The organism is Kitasatospora sp. NPDC004531, from assembly GCF_053602195.1.
The window spans coordinates 51,502-73,476 of sequence record NZ_JBSGDD010000020.1; the positions used below are offsets into that span (position 1 = coordinate 51,502).

The window sequence follows — 21,975 nt, forward strand, 5'->3', positions numbered from 1 at the left end:
TGACCGCCACCTCCCGTAATCCTGTTGCGATGGGCGCTGCGGTGCAGCGCCCGTGTACGGCGCTGCGGAGCCGGCCGTCGTACTGGACGACGTACGACTCCGCAGCGCACGGGGACTCTACTCAGCTGTCGGACGAGCCGTCGGCCTTGTCGTCCGGCTCACCGGTGGTCTGGGTGCCCGGCTGGGGCTCCGCGACCGCGACCATCGCCGGGCGGATGATCCGCTCGCCGATCCGGTACCCGGGCTGGAGGATCTGCACGCAGGTGTCCTCCGTGACGTCCGACGAGTAGCTGTGCATCAGCGCCTCGTGGATGGTCGGGTCGAAGGGCTCGCCCTCCTTGCCGAACTGCTGCAGCCCGAGCTTGGCGACGACCGTCTCCAGCGACTCGGCGACGGACTTGAAGCCGCCCGTCACCTCGCCGTGCTCGCGGGCGCGGCCGATGTCGTCCAGCACCGGGATCAGCGACTCCACGATGTTGGAGACCGCGATCTCCCGGACGGTGGCCCGGTCGCGCTCGACCCGCTTGCGGTAGTTCTGGTACTCCGCCTGGAGGCGCTGCAGGTCGGCGGTGCGCTCGCCGGCCTCGCGCTTGGCGGCGGCCAGCTCGTCGGCGCCCGCGCCCGAGACGGCCTCTTCGGCGGCCTTCAGCACGGCTTCCTCGGCGGCGGAGTCGTCGCCGGGCTGCTCGCCCTGCGGCTTCTCCGTCATGCCGCACCGCCCTTGGGCTTCTCGTCGTCGACGATCTCGGCGTCGACCACGTCGTCGTCCTTGGCGCCGGCCTCGCCGGCACCGGCCGCACCGGTGGCCGCGCCCGCGCCGTCGGCCTGGGCGTACAGCGCCGCGCCGAGCTTCTGGGCGGTGGTGGAGACCTTCTCGGTGGCGGTGCGGATGGCCGCGATGTCCTCGCCCTTGAGGGTTTCCTTGAGCTCGCCGATGGCGGTCTCGACCTCGGTCTTGACGTCGGCCGGGAGCTTGTCGGCGTTGTCGGCGATGAACTTCTCGGTCGAGTAGACGAGCTGCTCGCCCTGGTTGCGGGTCTCCACGGCCTCGCGGCGCTTGGTGTCCTCCTCCGCGTAGCGCTCGGCCTCCTCGCGCATGCGGTTGACCTCGTCCTTCGGCAGCGAGGAGCCGCCGGTGACGGTCATCTTCTGCTCCTTGCCGGTGCCGAGGTCCTTCGCGGCCACGTGCATGATGCCGTTGGCGTCGATGTCGAAGGTGACCTCGATCTGCGGCAGGCCGCGGGGGGCCGGCGGCAGGCCGGTCAGCTCGAACATACCGAGCTTCTTGTTGTACGCCGCGATCTCGCGCTCGCCCTGGTAGACCTGGATCTGCACGGAGGGCTGGTTGTCCTCGGCGGTGGTGAAGATCTCGGAGCGCTTGGTCGGGATCGTGGTGTTGCGCTCGATGAGCTTCGTCATGATGCCGCCCTTGGTCTCGATGCCCAGGGACAGCGGGGTGACGTCGAGCAGCAGGACGTCCTTGACCTCGCCCTTCAGCACACCGGCCTGCAGGGAGGCGCCGATGGCGACGACCTCGTCCGGGTTGACGCCCTTGTTGGCGTCCTTGCCGCCGGTCAGCTCCTTGACGAGCTCGGCGACGGCCGGCATGCGGGTCGAGCCGCCGACCAGGACCACGTGGTCGATCTCGGACAGCTGGATGCCGGCGTCCTTGATGACGTTGTGGAACGGGACCTTGCAGCGGTCCAGCAGGTCCGAGGTGAGCTGCTGGAACTGGGCCCGGGTGAGCTTCTCGTCCAGGTGCAGCGGGCCCTCGGCGGAGGCCGTGATGTAGGGCAGGTTGATCGAGGTCTCCGAGGAGGAGGACAGCTCGATCTTGGCCTTCTCGGCGGCCTCGCGCAGACGCTGCAGGGCCATCTTGTCCTTGGACAGGTCGACGCCGTGGCCGGCCTGGAAGACCTTCACCAGGTGGTCGACGACGCGCTGGTCCCAGTCGTCGCCGCCGAGGTGGTTGTCGCCGTTGGTGGCCTTGACCTCGACCACGCCGTCGCCGATCTCCAGCAGGGAGACGTCGAAGGTGCCGCCACCGAGGTCGAAGACCAGGATGGTCTGGTCGTCCTTGTCCAGGCCGTAGGCCAGGGCGGCGGCGGTCGGCTCGTTGACGATGCGCAGGACGTTCAGGCCCGCGATCTCGCCGGCCTCCTTGGTGGCCTGGCGCTCGGAGTCGTTGAAGTAGGCCGGGACGGTGATGACGGCGTCGGTGACCGTCTCGCCCAGGTAGGCCTCGGCGTCCCGCTTGAGCTTCTGCAGGACGAAGGCGGAGATCTGCTGCGGCGTGAAGTCCTTGCCGTCGATGCCGATCTTCCAGTCGGTGCCCATGTGGCGCTTGACCGAGCGGATGGTCCGGTCGACGTTGGTGACCGCCTGGCGCTTGGCGACCTCGCCGACGAGCACCTCGCCGTTCTTGGCGAAGGCGACGACGGACGGCGTGGTCCGAGCGCCCTCGGCGTTGGTGATGACCGTGGGCTCACCGCCCTCAAGAACACTGACGACGGAGTTCGTCGTACCGAGGTCGATGCCGACCGCGCGTGCCATCGTGAATACCTCCGGGGAGAAGTTGAGCAGTACAGGCTCAAGGATGCACGACGGACCGGGAGGCGTCAACAGCTTTGAGTCCGTGGCGCTCAACTTTACTGAGCGCTTATGTCGCCGCCGGCTCGCGAGCGGGCTCCCGGGTACTCCGAACGGGTGGGTCCGGGACTTAGTGACTGCCGCCATACCTTGAACATCTTCTGGCGGGGTGTTAACGCGCGGTAATGTCCGGCGCGTCGACCCGGAAAGTTACCCACCAGTACACTCTGGGCAGGATTCGGACCATAGCCGCTGGAGACGGAGAGCCGATGCAGCTAGCAGCGATCGTCATCTCGCTGGTCACCTTTGTGATCGGCACCGCGCTCGCCGCCCGGGCGGCGCTGTACATCTACAAGGTGGTGCGCACCGGCTCCGCCGACAGCACCCGATTCGGGCAGCCCGCGCAGCGCGTGGCCACCGTGGCCAAGGAGTTCCTCGGCCACACCCGGATGAACCGCTGGGGCGTGGTGGGCGTCGCCCACTGGTTCGTCGCGGTGGGCTTCTTCTCGCTGGTGCTCACCCTGGTCAACGCCTTCGGCCAGCTCTTCGACGCCGAGTTCGTGCTGCCGGTCATCGGCCACTGGCTGGTGTGGAACGTCTTCGTCGAGCTGATCGGCACCCTGACCACGCTGGGCATCCTCACCCTGATGGTGATCCGCCTGCTCAGCCTGCCGTCCCGGGCCGGCCGCAAGTCCCGGTTCGCCGGCTCGATCGCCTGGCAGGCGTTCTACGTCGAGTACACGATCCTCGGCATCGGCCTGTGCATCATGATGCTGCGCGGCCTGGAGGGCGCCCTCGAAGGGATCACCTCCTACGACCCGACGTACCTGGTCTCGTACCCGATCGTCGCCGCGTTCGAGGGCACCGACCACGGCACCCTGGTCAACCTGATCTACCTGTTCGCGATGCTGAAGATCGTCATCTCGTTCGCGTGGGCCACCACCATCGGCATCAACCCGTCGATGGGTGTCGCCTGGCACCGCTTCCTGGGCTTCTTCAACATCTACTTCAAGCGCGAGGAGGACGGCGGCACCGCGCTGGGCGCCCTGCGCCCGATGACCAGCGACGGCGCCCCGATCGACTTCGAGGACCCGGCCGACGACGCGGTGTTCGGCGTCTCCCAGGTCGAGCACTTCTCCTGGAAGGGCATCCTCGACTTCTCCACCTGCACCGAGTGCGGCCGCTGCCAGTCGCAGTGCCCCGCCTGGAACACCGGCAAGCCGCTGTCGCCCAAGCTGCTGATCATGAGCCTGCGCGAGCACGCCTTCGCCAAGGCCCCCTACCTGCTCGCCGGTGGCGGCAAGGACATGGAGGGCGAGGAGAAGGCGTCGAGCGAGCAGCTCGCCGGGGTGTCCGCGGAAGCCCTCGCCGAGGCCGAGCGCCCGCTGATCGGCACCGCCGAGGAGGGCGGCGTCATCGACCCGGACGTGCTGTGGTCCTGCACCACCTGCGGCGCCTGCGTCGAGCAGTGCCCGGTCGACATCGAGCACATCGACCACATCGTCGACATGCGCCGCTACCAGGTGATGATCGAGAGCAACTTCCCGACCGAGGCCGGGACGATGCTCAAGAACCTGGAGAACAAGGGCAACCCGTGGGGCCTGGCCACCAAGGCGCGCCTGGACTGGGTCAAGGAGCTGAAGAAGGAGACCGGCATCGAGGTGCCGGTGATCGGCGAGGACATCGACCCCGCCGAGGTCGAGTACCTGTACTGGGTCGGCTGCGCCGGCGCCCTGGAGGACCGGGCGAAGAAGACCACCAAGGCCTTCGCCGAGCTGCTGCACACCGCGGGCGTCAAGTTCGCGATCCTCGGCAAGGAGGAGACCTGCACCGGTGACTCCCCGCGCCGCCTCGGCAACGAGTTCCTGTTCCAGATGCTCGGCGCGCAGAACGTCGAGACCCTGAACGCCGCGCTGGAGGACGCGCCGACCAAGCGGATCGTCGCCACCTGCCCGCACTGCTTCAACACCATCGCCAACGAGTACCCGCAGCTCGGCGGGCACTTCGAGGTCATCCACCACACCCAGCTGCTGCAGCACCTGATCGACGAGGGCAAGCTGCTGCCGGTCAACCCGGTGGAAGGCCTGATCACCTACCACGACCCGTGCTACCTGGGCCGCCACAACAAGGTCTACAGCCCGCCGCGCGAGATCATGGACAAGGTCCCGGGCCTGCGCCAGCAGGAGATGCACCGCCACAAGGAGCGCGGCTTCTGCTGCGGCGCCGGCGGCGCGCGGATGTGGATGGAGGAGCGGATCGGCAAGCGCATCAACACCGAGCGCGTGGACGAGGCGCTGTCCCTCAACCCGGACATCGTCTCCACCGCCTGCCCGTTCTGCCTGGTGATGCTCTCCGACTCGGTCAACGGCAAGAAGAACGAGGGCGCCGCCAAGGAGCACCTGAAGGTCGTGGACGTCGCCCAGCTGCTGCTGGACTCGGTCAAGGCCGTCCCCGCCGCCGACGCGGAGCCGGTCGAGGCCTGACAGCCCCGCTCCCCGGACCCCGGACGCCCGCTGCGGCTCCGGGGTCCGGGCGTTTCCGGGTGATCACCGATGACCTAGCATCTGCCGCATGACTGACGGGGGAATACCGGGGCCCGGCGGCCCCGGCGGCGGGCCGTACCAACTGCCCGCGGTGACCAGTGCGGCGCCCGACTGGGCGGCGCTCGCCGAGGCCAACGAACGCGAGCACCGGCGCCGCCGGCTGCGGCTGCGGATCGGCGCCGGAGCGCTCGGGGTGGCCCTGATCGGCGGCGCCGTCGCCACCGCGGTCGCGCTGTCCGGCCCGTCCGACCCGTCCGGGAACTCGGCCGCGCCCGCACCCACCGCCCAGCCCGACGGCCCCGCCCCCGACGCGCCCACCGGAGCGCCCGGCCCGTCCGATCCGGCGTCGGCCTCCGCGTCCGCGTCCGCGTCGGCCTCGGCCTCGCCCTCGGCGTCCGGCTCCGCGCAGCCCTCCGGCTCGGCCTCCGCCCGCAGCAGCGCCAAGCCCAGCTCCGCCGGCGGGGCGAACGCCGCCACGCTGCCCGGGATGAGCCTCGGCGGCGGCGCGGCGATCGGCGCCACCGCCGGCCACAACGGACCCACCCTGACCCTGCACGGCAGCAGCGACGGCTGGGCGGACAGCGGCAGCCCGGTGGTCGACACCTCCCGGTCCTTCACCGTCTCCGCGATGGTCCGCAACAACGCCCCGGCCGGCGGCCGCGCCGTGGTCACCCAGGGCAGCGACAGCTATTACTCCTTCTACCTGGGCCGCGACGACTGGGGCACCCACAACCAGTGGGTGTTCAAGGTGCAGACCGCCGCCGGGGCCCAGGACAACACCACCTACCAGGCCTTCTCCACCGCCGCCGGGGCCGCCACCACCGGCCGGTGGACGCTGCTCACCGGCGTCTACGACGCGGACGCCAAGAAGATCACGCTGTACGTCGACGGCGTGCTCCAGCAGACCACCGCGGTCAAGGGCGTCTGGCAGACCACCGGCGGCCTCCAACTCGGCCGGGTGCGCTACAAGAACACCTGGAGCGACTTCTGGGACGGCGCCGTCTCCAACGTGCAGGTGTGGGACCAGGCACTGCCCGCCACCGCCGTCGGCCGACTCAACGGATCGGGCGGCGCCGACGCCGGGACGGCGGCCGAACGCTCCTGGTTGTTGCCCTAGGCACGGCCGCTCGGAATGGCCCGACCTGCCCCGCACCGGCCGCCTTCCGCACAGCTGCCCGACAGGGGGAGTGGGTTTGACACGCTGTTCGAGCAAATAGAGTATGCGGCGGGACCGGGAAATAGCCGGTTCCGTCGGAGGCCACCTGATGCTGGCCCGACACAGTCACCGAGCGAGCGCACCGGACCCTGTCGAGCCGGGCCGCCGGAATCTGACCAGGGGAGATAGGACATGACCGAGGCGATCATGTTGGTCGGCGGCAAGGGCACCCGGCTGCGCCCGTTGACCACGCACACGCCGAAGCCCATGCTGCCCGTGGCCGGTGTCCCGTTCATCGCCCACCAGCTGGCCCGTGCCGCCGCCGCCGGTGTCACCCGCGTCGTGCTCGCCACCTCCTACCTGGCCGATGTCTTCGTCGACCACTTCAAGGACGGCAGCCCCTACGGCCTCGAACTGGTCTACCTCACCGAGGACGAGCCGCTGGGCACCGGCGGCGCCATCCGCAACGCCGCGGCCGGCCTGACCTGCGGCCCCGACGAGCCGGTGCTGATCTTCAACGGCGACATCCTGTCCGGCCTGGACATCGCCGGCCTGCGCGACGAGCACACCGCCTCCGGCGCCGACGTCACCCTGCACCTCACCCGGGTGGCCGACCCGCGCGCCTTCGGTCTGGTCCCGACCGACGAGAGCGGCCGGGTGCTCGCCTTCCTGGAGAAGCCCGAGACCCCCGAGCAGATCGTCACCGACCAGATCAACGCCGGCTGCTACGTCTTCACCCGCTCGGTGATCGACCGCATCCCGGCCGGCCGCGAGGTCTCCGTCGAGCGCGAGACCTTCCCCGAGCTGCTCGCCACCGGCGCCCTGCTGCGCGGCGTCGTCGACACCTCGTACTGGCTGGACCTCGGCACCCCCGCCGCGTTCGTCCGCGGCTCCGCCGACCTGGTGCTCGGCAAGGTCGACTCCCCGGCCGTCCCCGGCCCCACCGGCGAGGCCCTGCTGCTGGCCGGCTCGCACGTCGACCCGGCCGCCGTGCTCGGCTCCGGCACCGTGGTCTCCGCGGACGCCGAGATCGCCGCCGGCGCCATCGTCGAGGGCAGCGTGGTGCTCCAGGGCGCGAAGATCAAGGCCGGCGCGTACGTCAAGGACTCCATCGTCGGCGCCTTCGCCGAGATCGGTGAGCGCTGCTCGCTGGACGGCGTGGTGATCGGCGACGGGGCCGCCCTGGAGGCCGAGAACGAGCTCTCCAACGGCTTGCGGATCGCCTGCGGCACCCGTCTGCCGATCGGCGCCGTCCGCCTGTCCGCCGGCCCCGGCGGCTGCGAGGCCGGCCTGAGCAACGCCGCCGCGGTGCACGCGCCCGGCACCAGCGTCATCGGCTGACCTCCTTCGACCCTCCTGTCCTGTGACGCGGCCGCGCGGGCGCGTCACAGGACGGCTGCAATCGGGTCCCGCCGCCATGATCACCCGACGGCGGGTCAGCCCTTGCGGGTACCGTCGAGGCGTGGCTGGCAATCGACACGACGACGGACGGGGCGCCGACCCCCGACACCCCTGGACGGCACCCGGCACCCCGCAGGGCGGCCCGTACCACGGCGAGCCCACCGGGGCCCCCGAGTACTTCACCGCGCCGACGCCCGGACATCCCGCCCCGCACCCCGGTGACCGCTACGGCGACCAGCCCGGTCACACCAGGGCCTTCGCGGTCGGCGAGCAGCCCTACGGCGAGCAGCCGTACGACGCCCCGTACGAGCCGTACCAGGAGCCCTACGGCGAGCCGTACGGGCAGCAGCAGTACGACCGGGGCGGCTACCCGGCCGAGGACAACGTCGCCGTCTACCGGGCCGGCGGCCAGGCCGCACCGCACCTCGGCGGCCCCCGACTGCCCTGGCGGGACCTGCTCGCCGGGATCTACCGCCGCCCCAGCGCCACCTTCGACCGGATGCGCGACCACCAGGTGTGGCTGCCCGCGCTGTGCGTGTCGCTGCTGTACGGCGTGCTCGCGGTGTTCGCCCTCGACAGCACCTACGACCAGGTGGTGCACTCCACCTTCGCGGTCGCCCTGTGGGCCATCGCCGGCTCCGCGATCGGCTTCACCGTGGCCGGCGGCATCCTCAGCGCCGTCACCTACGCGCTGGCCAGGCAGTTCGGCGGCGACGGCCCGTGGCAGTCGACGATCGGCCTGGCCGTACTGGTCAGCTGGACCACCGACGCCCCGCGCCTGCTGCTCGCGCTGTTCCTGCCCGCGGACAACCTGGTGGTGCAGGCGGTCGGCTGGGCGAGCTGGGTGGGCTGCGCGGCGCTGCTGACCATCCTGGTGCGGCGGATCCACGACCTGCCCTGGGGCAAGGCGGCCGGGGCGGCGGCGGTGCAGCTGATCGCGCTGCTGGTGCTGATCAAGCTGCCCACGCTGGGCTGAGGTCCGCACGCGCGGCCGTCCGGATGGTGGGATTTTTGTAGGGTGGGGTGTTCGGCCCACCCTCAGATCCCGTCCGGAGCCCGCGCATGAGCCTGCCCACCACCCACGTCAGCTTCCCGGCCGGGGCGGTGACCGGCACCTCGCCGATCCTCGCCGTGCACACCCTGCCGGACGGCCGCACCGCCGTGGTCACCGAGGCCACCCCGTTCCACCCGGTCGACCACACCTGGCCCGACCAGCCCGCCGACCTCGGCACCCTCACCGTCGACGGCGCCGCGCACCCCGTCGTGGACTGCCTGACCGGCGGCCACGGCCCGGCCGGCGAGTTCGCGGCCGGCGCGGACATCCCGGTCCGGCGCGGCGACGAGGAGTGGTCCTGGCTGGTGCTGCACGTGCTGCCGGCCGGCGCGCTCGGCCCCGAGGCCGTCGGACGCACCGCCGAACTCGCCGTCGACGCCGAGCGCCGCGCGCTGCTGTCCGCCGCGCACACCGGCTGCCACCTGCTGGCGCTCGCCCTGAACGCCGCGCTCGCCCCGCGCTGGCGCAAGGACCCGGGCCGCGCCGACGCCTTCGGCAACCCGGACTTCGACAGCCTCGCCATGGACACCTCGGTGATGGACACCGAAGCCAGCACCGACACCTACCGGATCGGCAAGTCGCTGAAGAAGAAGGGCTTCACCGTCGACGCCACCGAGGAGCTGCCCGCGCTCGCCGACGCGCTGCCCGCCCTCACCGCGGACGTCAACGCCCGGCTGGCCGCCTGGGTCGCCGCCGACGCGGCCGTCCGGATCGACGTCCCCGGCCCCGAGCTCACCGCCCGCCGCCGCTGGCACGCCGAACTCCCGGAGGGCGCCGCGGAGATCCCCTGCGGCGGCACCCACCTCCACCACCTCGGCGAACTCGCCGAACTCCGCACCGAGTTGACGCTCTCCGCGGACGGCACCGAGCTGGTCGCCCGGACCAGCCCGAAGCGCGCCTGACCCACCACGCACAGAAGAGGGCCGGCCCCGCGTCGCGGGACCGGCCCTCCGGTCGTCCAACTGCTCTGCTGGAGCGGCTCAGACCTGGGTGCGGTGGAAGTTCTGGAACGACCGGGACGGCGTCGGACCGCGCTGGCCCTGGTACCGCGAGCCGTAGCGCTCCGAGCCGTACGGGTGCTCGGCCGGCGAGGACAGCCGGAACAGGCACAGCTGGCCGATCTTCATCCCCGGGTACAGCTTGATCGGCAGCGTCGCCACGTTCGACAGCTCCAGCGTCACGTGACCGCTGAAACCCGGGTCGATGAAGCCCGCCGTCGAGTGCGTCAGCAGACCGAGCCGGCCCAGGCTGGACTTGCCCTCCAGGCGCGACGCCACGTCGTTCGGCAGCGTGATCACCTCGTAGGTGGACGCCAGCACGAACTCGCCCGGGTGCAGGATGAACGCGTCGTCGCCGTCCGGCTCCACCAGCCGGGTCAGGTCCGGCTGCTCCTCGGAGGGGTCGATGTGCGGGTAGCGGTGGTTCTCGAAGACCCGGAAGAACCGGTCGAGGCGGACGTCGATGCTCGACGGCTGGACCATCGACGGCTCGAACGGGTCGATGACGACCCGACCCTTGTCGATCTCGCTACGGATGTCGTTGTCAGAGAGCAGCACGCCACCGAGGGTACGTGCCACCGGGCGGGCCGCCCAAAAGCGTCCGCCCGGCGGACCTGCCCCGATCGCCGCCCCGGGCGCCTACAGCCGCGCGCCGCGCCCCAGTTGGGCCGCCGAGAGCTCCGACACGTCCGCCGGCACCGAATTGCGCAGCCGCCCGCACCGCGGGCACCGCAGCAGCCGCCCCGGCCCCAGCCGCCCCGCCTGCAACTGCCGCATCGGAAACGCCGCCGTACCGAACAGATGCCCCTCCGCACAACGAACCACAGTGCGCCGCTCCATCGGTTCCCTTCCCACCGCTCCGCCAACAGCGTCACATTAGGGGACCAACCGGACACCACCCCACCAGGCACGCCGCCACCGGGAACCCCGCACTCCCACCCCGCCCGATGGGGTACAGTGGTGCTTGATCGATCCGTCCCTGACGGTTCGTCAGCTGCGGGCGTAGTTTAATGGTAGAACATGAGCTTCCCAAGCTTAGAGCGCGAGTTCGATTCTCGTCGCCCGCTCCAGCAGTAAAGCCCCAGGCCAGATGGCCTGGGGCTTTCGCGTTGTCGGCGCTGTTCTGCGGCGACGGCGACCACCGCCGGGCTACGTCCGGGCGTGGACCTGGACGACGGCGTGGCGGCCGTCGGTTCGCCAGGGGGTGCCCGAACTGTCGAGGCGTTCCAGGGTGCTGGGGTCGGCGCCGACCAGGACGTCGGACTTCAGGGTGCGCAGGGCGGCGACGGGGGTCGGGAAGTGGGCGGCTGCGGCGGCGAAGGGGGTGGTGGCCGGGTGGAGTCGGTCGCCGACCAGGCGGCGGTAGTTGAGGTCGCCCTTGAGGATCGTCATGGCGGCGCCGGTGAACTCGGCCCGGAGGTCGGCGGGCAGGTCGGCGAACGGTAGCGGTGCGCAGAAGAACGGGTGGGTGCGGACGGTGAGGGCGCCGCTGTTCATCGCGTGCCACAGCCGCCGGCCGGTCGCTTCGGCGGCGGCCGCGGGCGCGGTGCGCAGGCGTGCGACCGTGGCGAGGACGTCGGCCGTGGTGGCGTCGGACACGTAGTACGGCTGGGGCTTCACGTAGAGGTCGACGCGGGCCACCGGGGTGCGGTGCAGGAGGTGGTCGATCAGCACGAGGTCCGGCAGCAGCTCGCGGCCGGAGTTGTCCGCGACCAGGCAGACCCGCCCGTCCTCGGCGCGTTCCCACGCGGCCCGCAGCAGGGCGCTTTCGTCGACGACCAGGTCGGTGGCGGCCGGCTCGACCGCACCGGCCGTGATCCGGAAGCCGAGGTCCGCGCGGTTGCCCCACAGCGCGGAGGACAGCAGCGCCTGCGCCCGCCGGGCGGCCGGCAGTTCGGCGAGCTCGTCGAGGGCGGCCAGTTCCCCGTCCACCGCGGCCGAGGCCAGTTCCGCGTGCTTGAACGGGCCGAAGGGGTCGATGCCCTGCCAGGCGCCGGGTCCGAAGTAGCCGGTGGCGTCGAGCAGCCTGCGGTAGAACCAGCTCTCCGCCCACAGGAACGGCGCCTCGCCCCAGGGCCGCCCCCACAGCCCCCGCCCCCACTCCAGCCACTGCTCGCGGTCGTGGGCGTCGGCCGTCGGCGGCTCCAGGACGCCGCTGGTGCTCTCCGTCAACAGGCGCTCCAGCGCGGCGCGTTGCCCGGGTTCGTACGGCAGCGCGTCGACGACCTGCCGGATGAGCTTCGGGTGGCGCTCGTGGAACACGCTCCACGGGAACGACCCGGGGGTGTCGCTGCGGATCAGGGGTGCGGGTTCCATGGCGTGCTCGTCTCCGGGGTGGCTTCGGCAGTGTCGACCTGCGGAGCAATGATGCTCCGTCCGCCCGGGGCGAGGCCCGTACGGACATGCCCGATCTCGCCGACGGAGCGTCAGGACATCGGCCGGAAAGGCGAGTTCCGCTTCGGGGCGACGGCCGGTGCGCGGGTAGCATTCGCGCCCGACCGAGGTGGGAGGAGGGGCCGTGGGGGCTTTCGGTGGGCGGGTGGCGTTGTACGGGGACGGGTTCGCGGGGGATCCGCAGGGGTACTACGCGCGGCTGCGGCGGTTCGGGGCGGCGGCTCCGGTGGAGTTGGCGCCGGGGGTGGAGGCGGTGCTGGTGACCGACTACGCGGTGGCGCTGCGGCTGTTGCAGGATCCGGGGACGTTCCGGAAGGACCCGCGGCGGTGGCGGGCGCTGAACGAGGGGCGGGTGCCGGCGGACAGCCCGGTGCTGCCGCTGCTGGGGCCGCGGCCGAACTGCATGTTCACCGACGGGGCCGAGCACCTGCGGCTGCGGCGGGCGGTGACGGACAGCATGGCGCGCGTCGAGCCGCGGCGGTTGGCGCGGACCACGCGGCAGGTGTCCGACTTCCTGATCTCGCGGTTCGCGGAGCAGGGGTCGGTGGACCTGCTGGCGGAGTACGCCAGGCAGGTGCCGCTGTTCGTGTTCAACGACCTGTTCGGGTGCCCGGCGGAGATCGGGGACCGGGTGCTGTTCGGCATCTCGGGGATGTTCGACGGGGTGAACGCCGAGCAGGCCGCCCAGGTGCTGTTCGGCGCGGTGGGCGAGCTGGTCGCGCTGAAGCGGGAGCGACCCGGCGACGACGTGACGTCCTGGCTGATGGCGCATCACGAACGGCTGAGCGACGAGGAGATGGTGCACCAGCTGGCCCTGCTGCTGGGGGCGGGCGCGGAGCCGCTGGGCAACCTGATCGGCAACACGCTGCACCGGCGGCTGACCGACGAGGCCTACACGAAGGGCGGCGGCCTCACCGACGAGGCGATCGACGACACGCTGTGGGACAACCCGCCGATCACCAACCTGGCGCCGCACTACCCGACGACGGACGTGACCCTGGGCGGGCAGCGGGTGCGGGCGGGGGATCTGGTGCTGGTGAGTTTCGTGGCCGCCAACACCGGTCCGGAGCTGGTCGCGCAGCGGCAGGCGGGCAGCCGCGCCTACCTGTCGTGGAGCGCGGGGCCGCACGCCTGCCCGTCCAAGGACCCGGCGCTGCACATCACCATGGCGGCGCTGGACAACCTGTTCCAGCAGCTGCCCGATCTCGAACTGGCTGTGCCGGAAAGGTCGTTGAGCTGGCGGCCGGGGCCGTTCAACCGTGCGCCGGTCGCGCTGCCGGGTCGGTTCGCGCCGCGGCGACCGGCGGCCGTCCAGGAGGCGCGCGGGCCGGTGGCGGGGGAGCGGCCCCGCGAGGCGCCCGCCGGGAAGCCGGGGCGCTGGAGCCAGTTCCTCGCCTGGCTGACGGGCTGAGCGGTGGCCGGCGGGCTGAGCGGCCGGGGAGCTGAGCGGCCGGGAGCTGAACGGCGGTCGGCGGGCCGGGCGTTCGGCGGGCCGGGCAGTCCCTCCCTTGCCCGGGGTGGGTGGCGCGGACACACTGTGCGTCGGGTCCGAGGAGGGGGTGCCACGGTGGGCGCGGTGTTCGGGGAGCGGCTGCGGGCGGCGCGTCGCCGGGCGGGGCTCAGTCAGCAGGCCGTCGCCGAGCGGGCCGGGCTCAGCGCCCGGGCGCTGCGCGACCTCGAACAGGGCCGGGTGCGGCATCCCCGGGCGGGGACGGTCCGGCAGTTGGCCGAGGCGCTCGCACTGACCGAGCAGGAGGTGCGGGAACTCGCGGAGCCGGCGCAGGAGGGGCCGCACCTGCTGCTGCTCGGGCCGTTGGAGGTGCGCCGTGCCGGCGGGGTCGTCCCGGTCACCGGTCCGACGGTGCGGCGGCTGCTGGGCCTGCTGGCGCTCAAGCACCCCGAGCCCGCCACCTCGGCGGAGATCACCGACGCGCTGTGGCCGGACGGGCCGCCCCGGTCGGGGCAGAGCCTGGTGCACACCTACCTGGGCCGGGTCCGCCGCCTGCTCGGCGGCGACGGGGTCGCCCGCACCCCCGTCGGCTACCGGCTGACGGCCGCGCCGCAGGACACCGACCTCGGCCGGTTCGACGCGCTGCTGGCCCGCACCGTGTGCACGCACCACGCGCCCGACCCGGCCGCCCTGCAGGAGACGCTGGCACGGGCGCTGCGCTGGTGGCGCGGCCCGGTGCTGGCGGACGCCGACCCCGCGCTGCGGCGGCACCCGGCGGCCGTCGCGGCGGGTGAGCGGCGGATCCGGGCCGCGCTGCTGCACGCCGACACGGCCATGCTGCGGCGGCGGCCCGCCGACGCGGTGGCCCCGCTGTGGGAGCTGGTGCACGCCGAGCCGCTGCACGAGGGGCTGCACGCCCGGCTGATCCTGGCGCTGGCCGGTGACGGCGAACAGGCCGCCGCGCTGGAGGTGTTCCACCGGCTGCGCGAGCGTCTCGACGAGGAGCTCGGCATCGCGCCGGGCCCGGAGGTCGACGAGGCCCACCTGCGGGTGCTGCGCCGTCAACTCGCGCCGGGAGCACCGGTCGGCGGGCCGGCGCAGCTGCCGGCCGGGAGCGGGCCGTTCGTCGGCCGCCGCGCCGAACTCCGGGCGCTGGACGCGCTGGTGGCCCCGGGCCCGCAGCCGCGACTGGCCGTGCTGGCCGGCCCGCCCGGGGTCGGGAAGACCGCGCTGGCCGTGCACTGGTCGCAGCTGCGGCGCGAGCACTTCCCGGACGGGCAGCTGTACGTCGACCTGCGCGGGCACTCCGCGCAGCCGGCGTTGCGGCCGGTCGAGGTGCTCGCCCGGTTCCTGCGGGCGCTCGGCACGGCGCCGGACCGGCTGCCCGGTGAGCAGGACGAGGCCGCCGCGCTGTACCGGACGCTGCTGGCCGGGCGGCGGGTGCTGGTCGTGCTGGACAACGCCCGGGACGCCGAGCAGGTGCGGCCGCTGCTGCCGGGGGCGGGCGGGTGCGCGGTGGTGGTGACCGCGCGCCGGCGGCTGACGGGCCTGGTCGCGGGGGAGGGCGCCCGCAGCCTCACCCTGGACGGGCTCGGGCCGGCGGAGGCCGGTGAACTGCTCGGCAGCGTCGTCGGCGGGTGCCGGGTCGCCGCCGAGCCGGATGCCGCGCGGCGGCTGGTGGAGCTCTGCGACGGCCTGCCGCTGGCGGTTCGGGCCGCCGGGGCCGCACTGGTGGCGCGCGGCGGCACGATCGCCGAGCACTGCGCCCGGCCGGGCGGCGAGGACCTGCTCGATCTGCTGCGGGTCGAGGGCGATGCGCGTTCGACCGTCCGGGCCGCCTTCGACCTCTCGTACCGGGCGCTGCCCGTCCCGGCCCGGCGGCTGTACCGGCTGCTCGGGCTGCTCCCCGGGCCGGACACCACCGTCGAGGGCGCGGCCGCGCTGGCGGACGCCGATCCGGTGGAGACCGCCGCCCTGCTGCGGACCCTCGCCGACGCCCACCTGCTGCGCGAGCGGCCGGCCGGGCGGTACGGGCTGCCGGGGCTGCTGCGGCTGCACGCCCGGGAGTTGGCGGGGTGCCAGGAGGCGGACAAGGCGCGGCAGCGGCTGTGCGACCGGTACCCGACGGGTGCCGGGGCCGCGGCGGAATGCGCGGCCGGTGCCAGTGAACTCCCGTCGTTCGCACGGCAGTTCGCGCCGACGCCGGATGCCGGGCACCCCGACGACCTCACCGTCCTGGGGCTGATCTGCGGGAAGCTCGGCCGGCTCCAGCAGGCCGCCGAGCACTTCACCCGGGCCGCCGGGCTGCATCGGGAGCGCGGGGCGGTCGCCGAGGAAGCCATCGCCCGCACCAATCTGGCCGTGGTGCGCCGGGCGCTGGGCCGCCCCGCCGAGGCGGTCCGGCTGCTCGACGCGACGCTGCCGGTGCACCGGAGCACCGGCAACGCGTTCAGCGAGGCGGTGGCGCTGAGCTGCCTCTCCGGCGCGCGCACCGACCTCGGCGACCCGGCCGGCGGGCGGTTGTCGGCCCGGGCCGCGATCGGCGTCGCACGTTCGCTGCGCCATCCCGCGCTGGAGGCGAACGCCCGGCTCGCGCTGGCCGCCGCCCAGGAGCGCGCGCACCGCCGCGCCGACGCGGCCGCCGGGTACCGGGAGGCGCTGCGGCTGGCCGAGGCCTCCGACGACCGCCACCCCCGGGTGGTCGCCCTGATCGGCCTCGCCGCCACCCGTACCGAGACCGATCCGCAGGCCGCCGCCGAGCAGTTGGAAAGCGCTCTCCAACTCGCCCGCGCGGCGGGTTTCCGCATCCTCGAAGGCAACGCACTCACCGCGCTGACCTGCGCACTCGTCTGGTTGGGACGGTCGCTGGAGGCATTGGACAGCGGGTATCGGGCACTCGCCGTGCAGCGGGAGACCGGGCACCTGCCGGGCGAGGTGCGGGCGCTGCTGGCGCTCGGCCGCGCGCAGTCCGCGCTCGGCGCGCCCGGGGCGGCGGTCGGGCACTGGCGGGAGGCGCTGCGGCTGTCCCGGGCGATGGGCGTGACGCGGCTGCGCTGAGCGGCAGTTCCGCCACTTCCGGCGTTCTGCCGGTTCGGCCCGGCAGACAGCCGTCGTCGCAGGTCGGCGCGGTGGCGCCGGCTCTGGTCCGGCTACCGGAACGCCTACCGGCGGGCTCCGTACGGTGGGCGCACCGCCCGCGCCGACACCCCGAGGTGACACCGTGCCGCTGCCCCCGGAACCCGCATGAGCCGCTACGACCAACTGGCCGCCACCCCCTCGGTGCGCCGCGTCCAGCAGGAGTTCGGCAGCGCCGCCGCGGCCGGCCGACGGCTGCGCGACCCCGGCGGGGAGCCGCCCGGCGGGCCCGAGCCGCTCAGCGACGCGGCGGCCGCGTTCGTCCGCAGCCTCGACGGCTTCCTGATCGGCACCGTCAACGAGAACGGCTGGCCGTACCTGCAGTACCGGGGCGGGCCGCCGGGCTTCGTCCACGTGCTGGACGCGCACACCCTCGGCTACCTGGACGTCCGCGGCAACCGGCAGTACCTGACCAGCGGAAACCTGCGCGCCGACGACCGGGTCTCGCTGTTCTTCCTCGACCACGGGCGGCAGGCCCGGCTCAAGCTGTTCGGCCGGGCGAGCGCCGTCCCCGCCGACCGGCACCCGGAGTTGGTCGCCCGGCTCGAATCGCCGCGCACCGACGGCCGGATCGAGCAGGTGGTCACCGTCCGGGTGGAGGCCTTCGCCTGGAACTGCCCCAACCACATCACCCCGCGCTTCAGCGAAGCCGAACTCGACCACGCACTCGCGCCCGTCCGCGAGCGGCTCGCCCGACTGCAGGCGGAGAACGCCGCGCTGCGCGCCGAACTCGCCGCCGCCCGCCACGACCCGAAGGACTGAACCACCCGTGTCCGAACATCTCGCCGTCGCCCCCGCGCCGGCCCCCGGCCGGCCCGCCGACGCCGGACCGGCGATCTGGTCCCGCAACTTCCGGTACTGGTTCACCGCTCGCAGCGCCGGCCTGCTCAGCTGGGCGATGCTCCCGGTCGCCGTCTCGGCCGGCCTGGTCGGCGGCGGCCACGGGCTGGACACCGCCGGCTACGCGATGGCCTTCCTGGTCGGGCCGTTCGCGGGGCTGGTGCTGTTCGGCGGGGTGCTCGCCGACCGGTTCACCGCCCGGCGGATGATGATCGTCGCCGACCTGGCCAACCTCACCGCGCACGTCCTGCTCGCCGTCCTCTTCCTGCACGGCGTCGACCGGCTGTGGCAGCTGTACGCGCTGCTCGCGGTGGCCGGCACCGCCAACGCGCTGTTCCAGCCCGGGGCTTCGTCCACCGTGCCGCTGGTCGCCCGGGACGTGCAGGGCGCCAACGGGGTGCTGCGCACCTCGGAGGCGATCACCGGCCTGGGCGGGCCCGCGCTGGCCGGAGTACTGGTCGGCTTCGGCTCCACGGGATGGGTGATGGCGATCTCCGCCCTCGCCTACGCGACCAGCGCGAGCTGCCTGTTCGCGCTGCGCCTCGGCAAGGTGCCCGCGCCGCCGGCCGGGGACGGGCTGTGGCGCAACCTGGTGGTCGGCTGGCAGGAGTTCCGGGCACGCCGCTGGCTGTGGGGCGTGATCCTGATCTGGATGTTCTACGCCGTCCTCGCCTGGGGCCCGCAACTCTCCCTCGCCGCAGGGCTGATCGTCCCCCGGCACGGGGCCACCGCGTTCGGCCTGGTCAACTGCGCGCTCGGGGCGGGCACCGTGGCCGGCGGGCTGATCGCCATCCGCTACAAGCCCGCCCGTCCGCTGGCGGCCGGCGCGGTCGCGATGTTCGCCTACCCGCTGTACCCGCTGGCGCTGGTCCTGGACGCCCCGGTCTGGCTGCTGGCCGCCACCCAGGCGCTGGTCGGCGCGGGCATCGGGATCTGGGGCGTCATGTGGGCCACCAGCGTGCAGACCCAGGTGCCCGGCGAGGTGCTCAACCGGGTCCACGCGTACGAGGTGGCCGGGTCGGTGGGCCTCTACCCGCTGGGCTCCGCGCTGGCCGGGCCCGCCACGCACGCCTTCGGCACCACGCCCGTCCTGCTGGTCGGGCTGGTCGTCTCCACCCTCACCGCCGCCGCGCTGCTGGCGGCCCGCCCGATCCGCACCCTCGGCCGGGCGCCCGCCCGGGACTGACGCGGCGGAGGGCGGGAACCGGGGGAGAAGTCGGGGAAAAAGTGGGGGGAGGAGCGCGCCGATCCTGTGATCAACTGTGCGGAGAAGGGGTGAAGCTTCCCGCACGTGGCGCCCGCACCGGGGAGCAGGGGCACCCGGCGAACGGGGGACCGGTTGGACGCGCGGATCGAATTCGGCCTGCTGGGCCCGCTGTCGGTGGTCACCGACGGCCGCCGCACCGCCGTCGGCGGTCCGCGCCGGCGCACCATCCTCGCGCTGCTGCTGCTGTCGCCGGGCTCGGTGGTGTCGGTGGACGCCATGGTCGAGGCGGTCTGGCAGGGCGCGGCGCCGGCCACCGCCCGCACCCAGGTGGCGATCTGCGTCGCGGGCCTGCGCAAGGTGTTCCGCGCGGAGGGCTGCGGCGACGACCTGATCACCACCGTCCACCCCGGCTACCAGCTGAACCCGGCCGGCCACCGGATCGACCTGCTGGAGTTCCAGGAGCTGGTCCGGCAGGCCGAGCGGGCGGCGGGCGGGCGGCGCACGGCCGAGGCCGCCGCGCTGTACGGCCGGGCGCTCGGACTGTGGCGCGGGCCCGTGCTGGAAGGCGTCACCGGGCGGCAGGTCGAGGACGAGGCGGCCCGCCTGGACGAGACCCGGATGCGCTGCCTGGAGGCGCTCGCCGAGCTCGACCTCGCCCTCGGACGGCACCTGGAGGTGATCGGGTCGCTGGCGCCGGTGGTCCGGGCGCACCCGCTGCGCGAGAGCGCCCGGCACGCCCTGATCCGCGCCCAGTACCGGGCCGGGCGGCGGGCGGAGGCGCTGGAGACCTTCCGCGCGGGCCGCCGGCAGTCCGTCGAGGAGCTCGGCCTGGAGCCGGGCACCGCGCTGCTCCGGCTGCACGACGCGATCCTGCGCGACGACCCGGCGCTCGGCCTGCCCGACGACCACCCGACGCCGGAGCCGGATCCCGAGCCGGCACTGCCGCCACTGCCGGAGCCGCCCGCCGCCGCGCCCCCGCCACTCTCCACGCCGACACCGTCCTTCCTGCCGCCGAACGTGCCGGCCTTCACCGGCCGCGCCGCCGAGATCGCCGTCCTCGACCGGCTGGTCGAGGGCCGCACGGACGATCAGCCGCCCGGCATCGGCCTGATCACCGGCGTCGCCGGCGTCGGCAAGACCGGACTCGCCGTGCACTGGGCGCACCGGGTCGCCGCCCGCTTCCCGGACGGCCGGCTGTACGTCGACCTGTGCGGCCACGACGGGACCAGGGAGCCGACCTCGGCGGCCGACGTGCTGAGCCGCTTCCTGCGCGCGCTCGGCGTGCCCAGCGAGCGGATCCCCGCCGACACCGGCGAACGCACCGAGCTGTACCGCAGCCTGCTGGCCGGCCGCCGGGTCCTGGTGGTGCTGGACAACGCGGCGTCGGCGGCGCAGATCGACCCGCTGCTGCCCGGCAGCGGGCAGTGCTGCGTGGTCGTCACCGGCCGCCCGCCGATGGAGCAGCTGATGCTCCGCTACGGCGCGGTGCGGGTCCAACTCGGCATGCTGCCACCGGCGGAGGCGGTCGAGCTGCTCGGCCGGATCGTCCCCGCGGACCGGATCGCGGCCGACCCGGAGCAGGCCGGGCGGCTCGCCGAGCTGTGCGACCGGCTGCCGCTGGCGCTGCGGATCGCCGCGGCCCGGCTGGCCTCGAAGCCGCACTGGAGCGTGCGCCACCTGGTGGCCCGGCTGGCCGACGAGCGCCGCCGGCTGGACGAGCTCAGCCAGGGCGAGTCCCAGGTCCGGGCCGGATTCGCGCTCTCCTACCGGCAGTTGGCGCCGGACGCGGCCCGGCTGTACCGCCGGCTCGCGCTGCTGGAGGCGCCCGACGTCACGGTCTGGACGGCCGCCGCCCTGCTCGACGTCCACCCGTTCGAGGCGGACCGGCTGCTGGAGCACCTGGTGGACGTCCAACTGCTGGAGGTCACCGGCACCGACGGCACCGGCCGGCTGCGGTTCCGGATGCAGAACCTGCTCGGCCTGTTCGCCCGCGAGCGGGTGCTGGCGGAGGAGAGCGAGGACGAGCGGCGGCGGAGCGTGGAGCGGGCGCTGCGCGGCTGGCTGACCGTCGCCGAGCAGGCCCACCGGGTCGAGCACGGCGGCGACTTCGGGCTGATCCACGGCTCCGCCCCGCGCCTGGAGATGGACGCCCTGCTGCTGGCGGAGCTGACGGCCGACCCGCTGGAGTGGTTCGAGGCGGAGCGGCTGTCGCTGGTCGCCGCGATCGGCCAGGCGGCCCGGCTGGGCCTGGACGAACTGGCCTGGGACCTGCTGGGCTGCGTCGTCGTGCTGTTCCGCACCAGGGAGTACCCCGACGACTGGCAGGACAGCTGCGAGCGCGTGCTGGCCGCGACCCGGGCGGCCGGGAACCTGCGCGGCGAGGCCGCCGTGCTGGCGTGGCTGGGCGAGTGCTGGATCGGCATCCGGCACGTCTCGGCGGCCGCCGAGCCGCTGCTCAGGTCGCAGGCCCTGTTCGAGCAGCTCGGGGAGGAGTACGGGCGCGCCCTGGCGGTGCGCTCGCTGGCCGTGCTGGACCGCGTCCAGGGCGATCTGGTCTCGGCCGGGGCGCGGCTCACCGAGGCCGTCGCGCTGTTCCGGGCGGCGGGCGACCTGTCCTGCGAGGCGCACGTGCTCGGCTTCCTGGCGCAGGGCGAGCTGGACCTCGGCCGGCCGGAGGCGGCGCTGGGCCACGCCGAGCAGGCGGTGGCCGTCGCCGGCCGGATCGGGGAGACCGGGGTCACCGCCCAGGTCCACTTCCGTTACGCCCGGGTGCTGTTGGCGCTGGAGCGGTTCGCGGAGGCGGAGCGCGCGCTCCAGGTGGCGCTGCGGGTGGTGACGGCCCGGCGCGATCTGCTGGGGTGTGCGCACGCCCGGCTCGGCCTGGGCGAGACGCTCCTGCGGCGCGGCCTGGCCGCCGAGGCGCACGCCGAGCTGCTGACCGCCCTGGACCTGGTGGTCGCCCTGGGCGGGCTGGTCGTCGCGGAGGGCCGGATCGGGGTGGCGCTCGGCCGGGCGGCGGCCGCGCTGGGCCGCACCGGCGAGGCACGGGCGCGGCTGGGCCGGGCGGCCGAGCTGCTCCGCGCCGCCGGGGCCGAACGCGATCTGCTGGTGGCGGAACGGGAGTCGGCGGCCCTCGGCGCGGCGACCGGCGGCGATCCCGGCACCGCGGCGACGCGCGGCGATATCGGCGCGGTATAGACCGCTCGGG

At 73.8% G+C, this 21,975-nt stretch carries 13 protein-coding genes, 1 tRNA gene and 1 pseudogene; 11 read left to right on the forward strand and 4 right to left on the reverse strand.

Annotated elements, in window-relative coordinates; all coding sequences use genetic code 11:
* Positions 1-121: 121 nt before the first annotated feature.
* Positions 122-709 (reverse strand): nucleotide exchange factor GrpE, encoded by a 588-nt coding sequence (gene grpE / locus ACWEMJ_RS11845; protein WP_452136853.1) that lies wholly within the window; start codon positions 707-709, stop codon positions 122-124.
* The gene (gene dnaK / locus ACWEMJ_RS11850) at positions 706-2,553 is read right to left on the reverse strand and encodes a molecular chaperone DnaK (protein WP_452136854.1); all 1,848 of its coding nucleotides are present in this window, start codon (positions 2,551-2,553) and stop codon (positions 706-708) included. Before dnaK ends, grpE begins: the two co-directional genes overlap by 4 nt.
* 305 nt (positions 2,554-2,858) lie before the next feature.
* Between dnaK and ACWEMJ_RS11855 the strand changes: the two genes are divergently transcribed.
* From ACWEMJ_RS11855 to ACWEMJ_RS11875, 5 genes and pseudogenes are all read left to right on the forward strand, one after another.
* Positions 2,859-5,072 (forward strand): (Fe-S)-binding protein, encoded by a 2,214-nt coding sequence (locus tag ACWEMJ_RS11855; protein ID WP_452136855.1) that lies wholly within the window; start codon positions 2,859-2,861, stop codon positions 5,070-5,072.
* Positions 5,073-5,160: 88 nt separating this feature from the next.
* Entirely contained in the window at positions 5,161-6,249 is a 1,089-nt protein-coding gene (locus ACWEMJ_RS11860; RefSeq protein ID WP_452136856.1) for a LamG domain-containing protein, read from the forward strand.
* A 231-nt stretch (positions 6,250-6,480) separates the two neighbouring features.
* A pseudogene (locus ACWEMJ_RS11865) lies at positions 6,481-7,554 on the forward strand (sugar phosphate nucleotidyltransferase); the annotation flags it as partial.
* 196 nt (positions 7,555-7,750) lie between these two features.
* On the forward strand, positions 7,751-8,665 hold the full coding sequence (locus tag ACWEMJ_RS11870; RefSeq protein WP_452136857.1) for a YIP1 family protein: 915 nt from the start codon (positions 7,751-7,753) through the stop codon (positions 8,663-8,665).
* Between the two features lie 86 nt (positions 8,666-8,751).
* On the forward strand, positions 8,752-9,645 hold the full coding sequence (locus ACWEMJ_RS11875; RefSeq protein ID WP_452136858.1) for a metal-dependent hydrolase: 894 nt from the start codon (positions 8,752-8,754) through the stop codon (positions 9,643-9,645).
* A gap of 78 nt (positions 9,646-9,723) precedes the next feature.
* On the opposite strand, the gene dcd is transcribed toward ACWEMJ_RS11875, so the two are convergent.
* Positions 9,724-10,299: a dCTP deaminase gene (dcd, locus tag ACWEMJ_RS11880; RefSeq protein WP_452136859.1), complete on the reverse strand. Its 576-nt coding sequence runs from the start codon at positions 10,297-10,299 to the stop codon at positions 9,724-9,726.
* A 438-nt stretch (positions 10,300-10,737) separates the two neighbouring features.
* On the opposite strand from dcd, the gene ACWEMJ_RS11885 reads away from it, so the two are divergent.
* A tRNA-Gly gene (locus tag ACWEMJ_RS11885) sits at positions 10,738-10,811 on the forward strand.
* A 79-nt stretch (positions 10,812-10,890) separates the two neighbouring features.
* On the opposite strand, the gene ACWEMJ_RS11890 is transcribed toward ACWEMJ_RS11885, so the two are convergent.
* Entirely contained in the window at positions 10,891-12,057 is a 1,167-nt protein-coding gene (locus tag ACWEMJ_RS11890; RefSeq protein ID WP_452136860.1) for a damage-control phosphatase ARMT1 family protein, read from the reverse strand.
* A 202-nt stretch (positions 12,058-12,259) separates the two neighbouring features.
* On the opposite strand from ACWEMJ_RS11890, the gene ACWEMJ_RS11895 reads away from it, so the two are divergent.
* The 5 genes from ACWEMJ_RS11895 to ACWEMJ_RS11915 all read left to right on the forward strand — a co-directional run bounded on the left by ACWEMJ_RS11895 (position 12,260) and on the right by ACWEMJ_RS11915 (position 21,965).
* Positions 12,260-13,546: a cytochrome P450 gene (locus ACWEMJ_RS11895; protein WP_452136861.1), complete on the forward strand. Its 1,287-nt coding sequence runs from the start codon at positions 12,260-12,262 to the stop codon at positions 13,544-13,546.
* A 156-nt stretch (positions 13,547-13,702) separates the two neighbouring features.
* Positions 13,703-16,642: a BTAD domain-containing putative transcriptional regulator gene (locus ACWEMJ_RS11900; RefSeq protein WP_452136862.1), complete on the forward strand. Its 2,940-nt coding sequence runs from the start codon at positions 13,703-13,705 to the stop codon at positions 16,640-16,642.
* Positions 16,643-16,828: 186 nt separating this feature from the next.
* Entirely contained in the window at positions 16,829-17,482 is a 654-nt protein-coding gene (locus ACWEMJ_RS11905) for a pyridoxamine 5'-phosphate oxidase family protein (RefSeq protein ID WP_452136863.1), read from the forward strand.
* A 7-nt stretch (positions 17,483-17,489) separates the two neighbouring features.
* The gene (locus ACWEMJ_RS11910; protein ID WP_452136864.1) at positions 17,490-18,746 is read left to right on the forward strand and encodes an MFS transporter; all 1,257 of its coding nucleotides are present in this window, start codon (positions 17,490-17,492) and stop codon (positions 18,744-18,746) included.
* Positions 18,747-18,899: 153 nt separating this feature from the next.
* A complete protein-coding gene (locus ACWEMJ_RS11915; RefSeq protein ID WP_452136865.1) occupies positions 18,900-21,965 on the forward strand; it encodes a BTAD domain-containing putative transcriptional regulator in 3,066 nt (1,021 codons plus the stop codon).
* The last annotated feature ends 10 nt before the right edge of the window (positions 21,966-21,975 follow it).

Coding starts and splice junctions, on each gene's coding strand:
- grpE (WP_452136853.1), bottom strand. CDS start 709: ATGACGGAGAAGCCGCAGGGCGAGCAGCCCGGCGACGACTCCGCCGCC.
- ACWEMJ_RS11855 (WP_452136855.1), top strand. CDS start 2,859: ATGCAGCTAGCAGCGATCGTCATCTCGCTGGTCACCTTTGTGATCGGC.
- ACWEMJ_RS11860 (WP_452136856.1), top strand. CDS start 5,161: ATGACTGACGGGGGAATACCGGGGCCCGGCGGCCCCGGCGGCGGGCCG.
- ACWEMJ_RS11905 (WP_452136863.1), top strand. CDS start 16,829: ATGAGCCGCTACGACCAACTGGCCGCCACCCCCTCGGTGCGCCGCGTC.
- ACWEMJ_RS11875 (WP_452136858.1), top strand. CDS start 8,752: ATGAGCCTGCCCACCACCCACGTCAGCTTCCCGGCCGGGGCGGTGACC.
- dnaK (WP_452136854.1), bottom strand. CDS start 2,553: ATGGCACGCGCGGTCGGCATCGACCTCGGTACGACGAACTCCGTCGTC.
- ACWEMJ_RS11890 (WP_452136860.1), bottom strand. CDS start 12,057: ATGGAACCCGCACCCCTGATCCGCAGCGACACCCCCGGGTCGTTCCCG.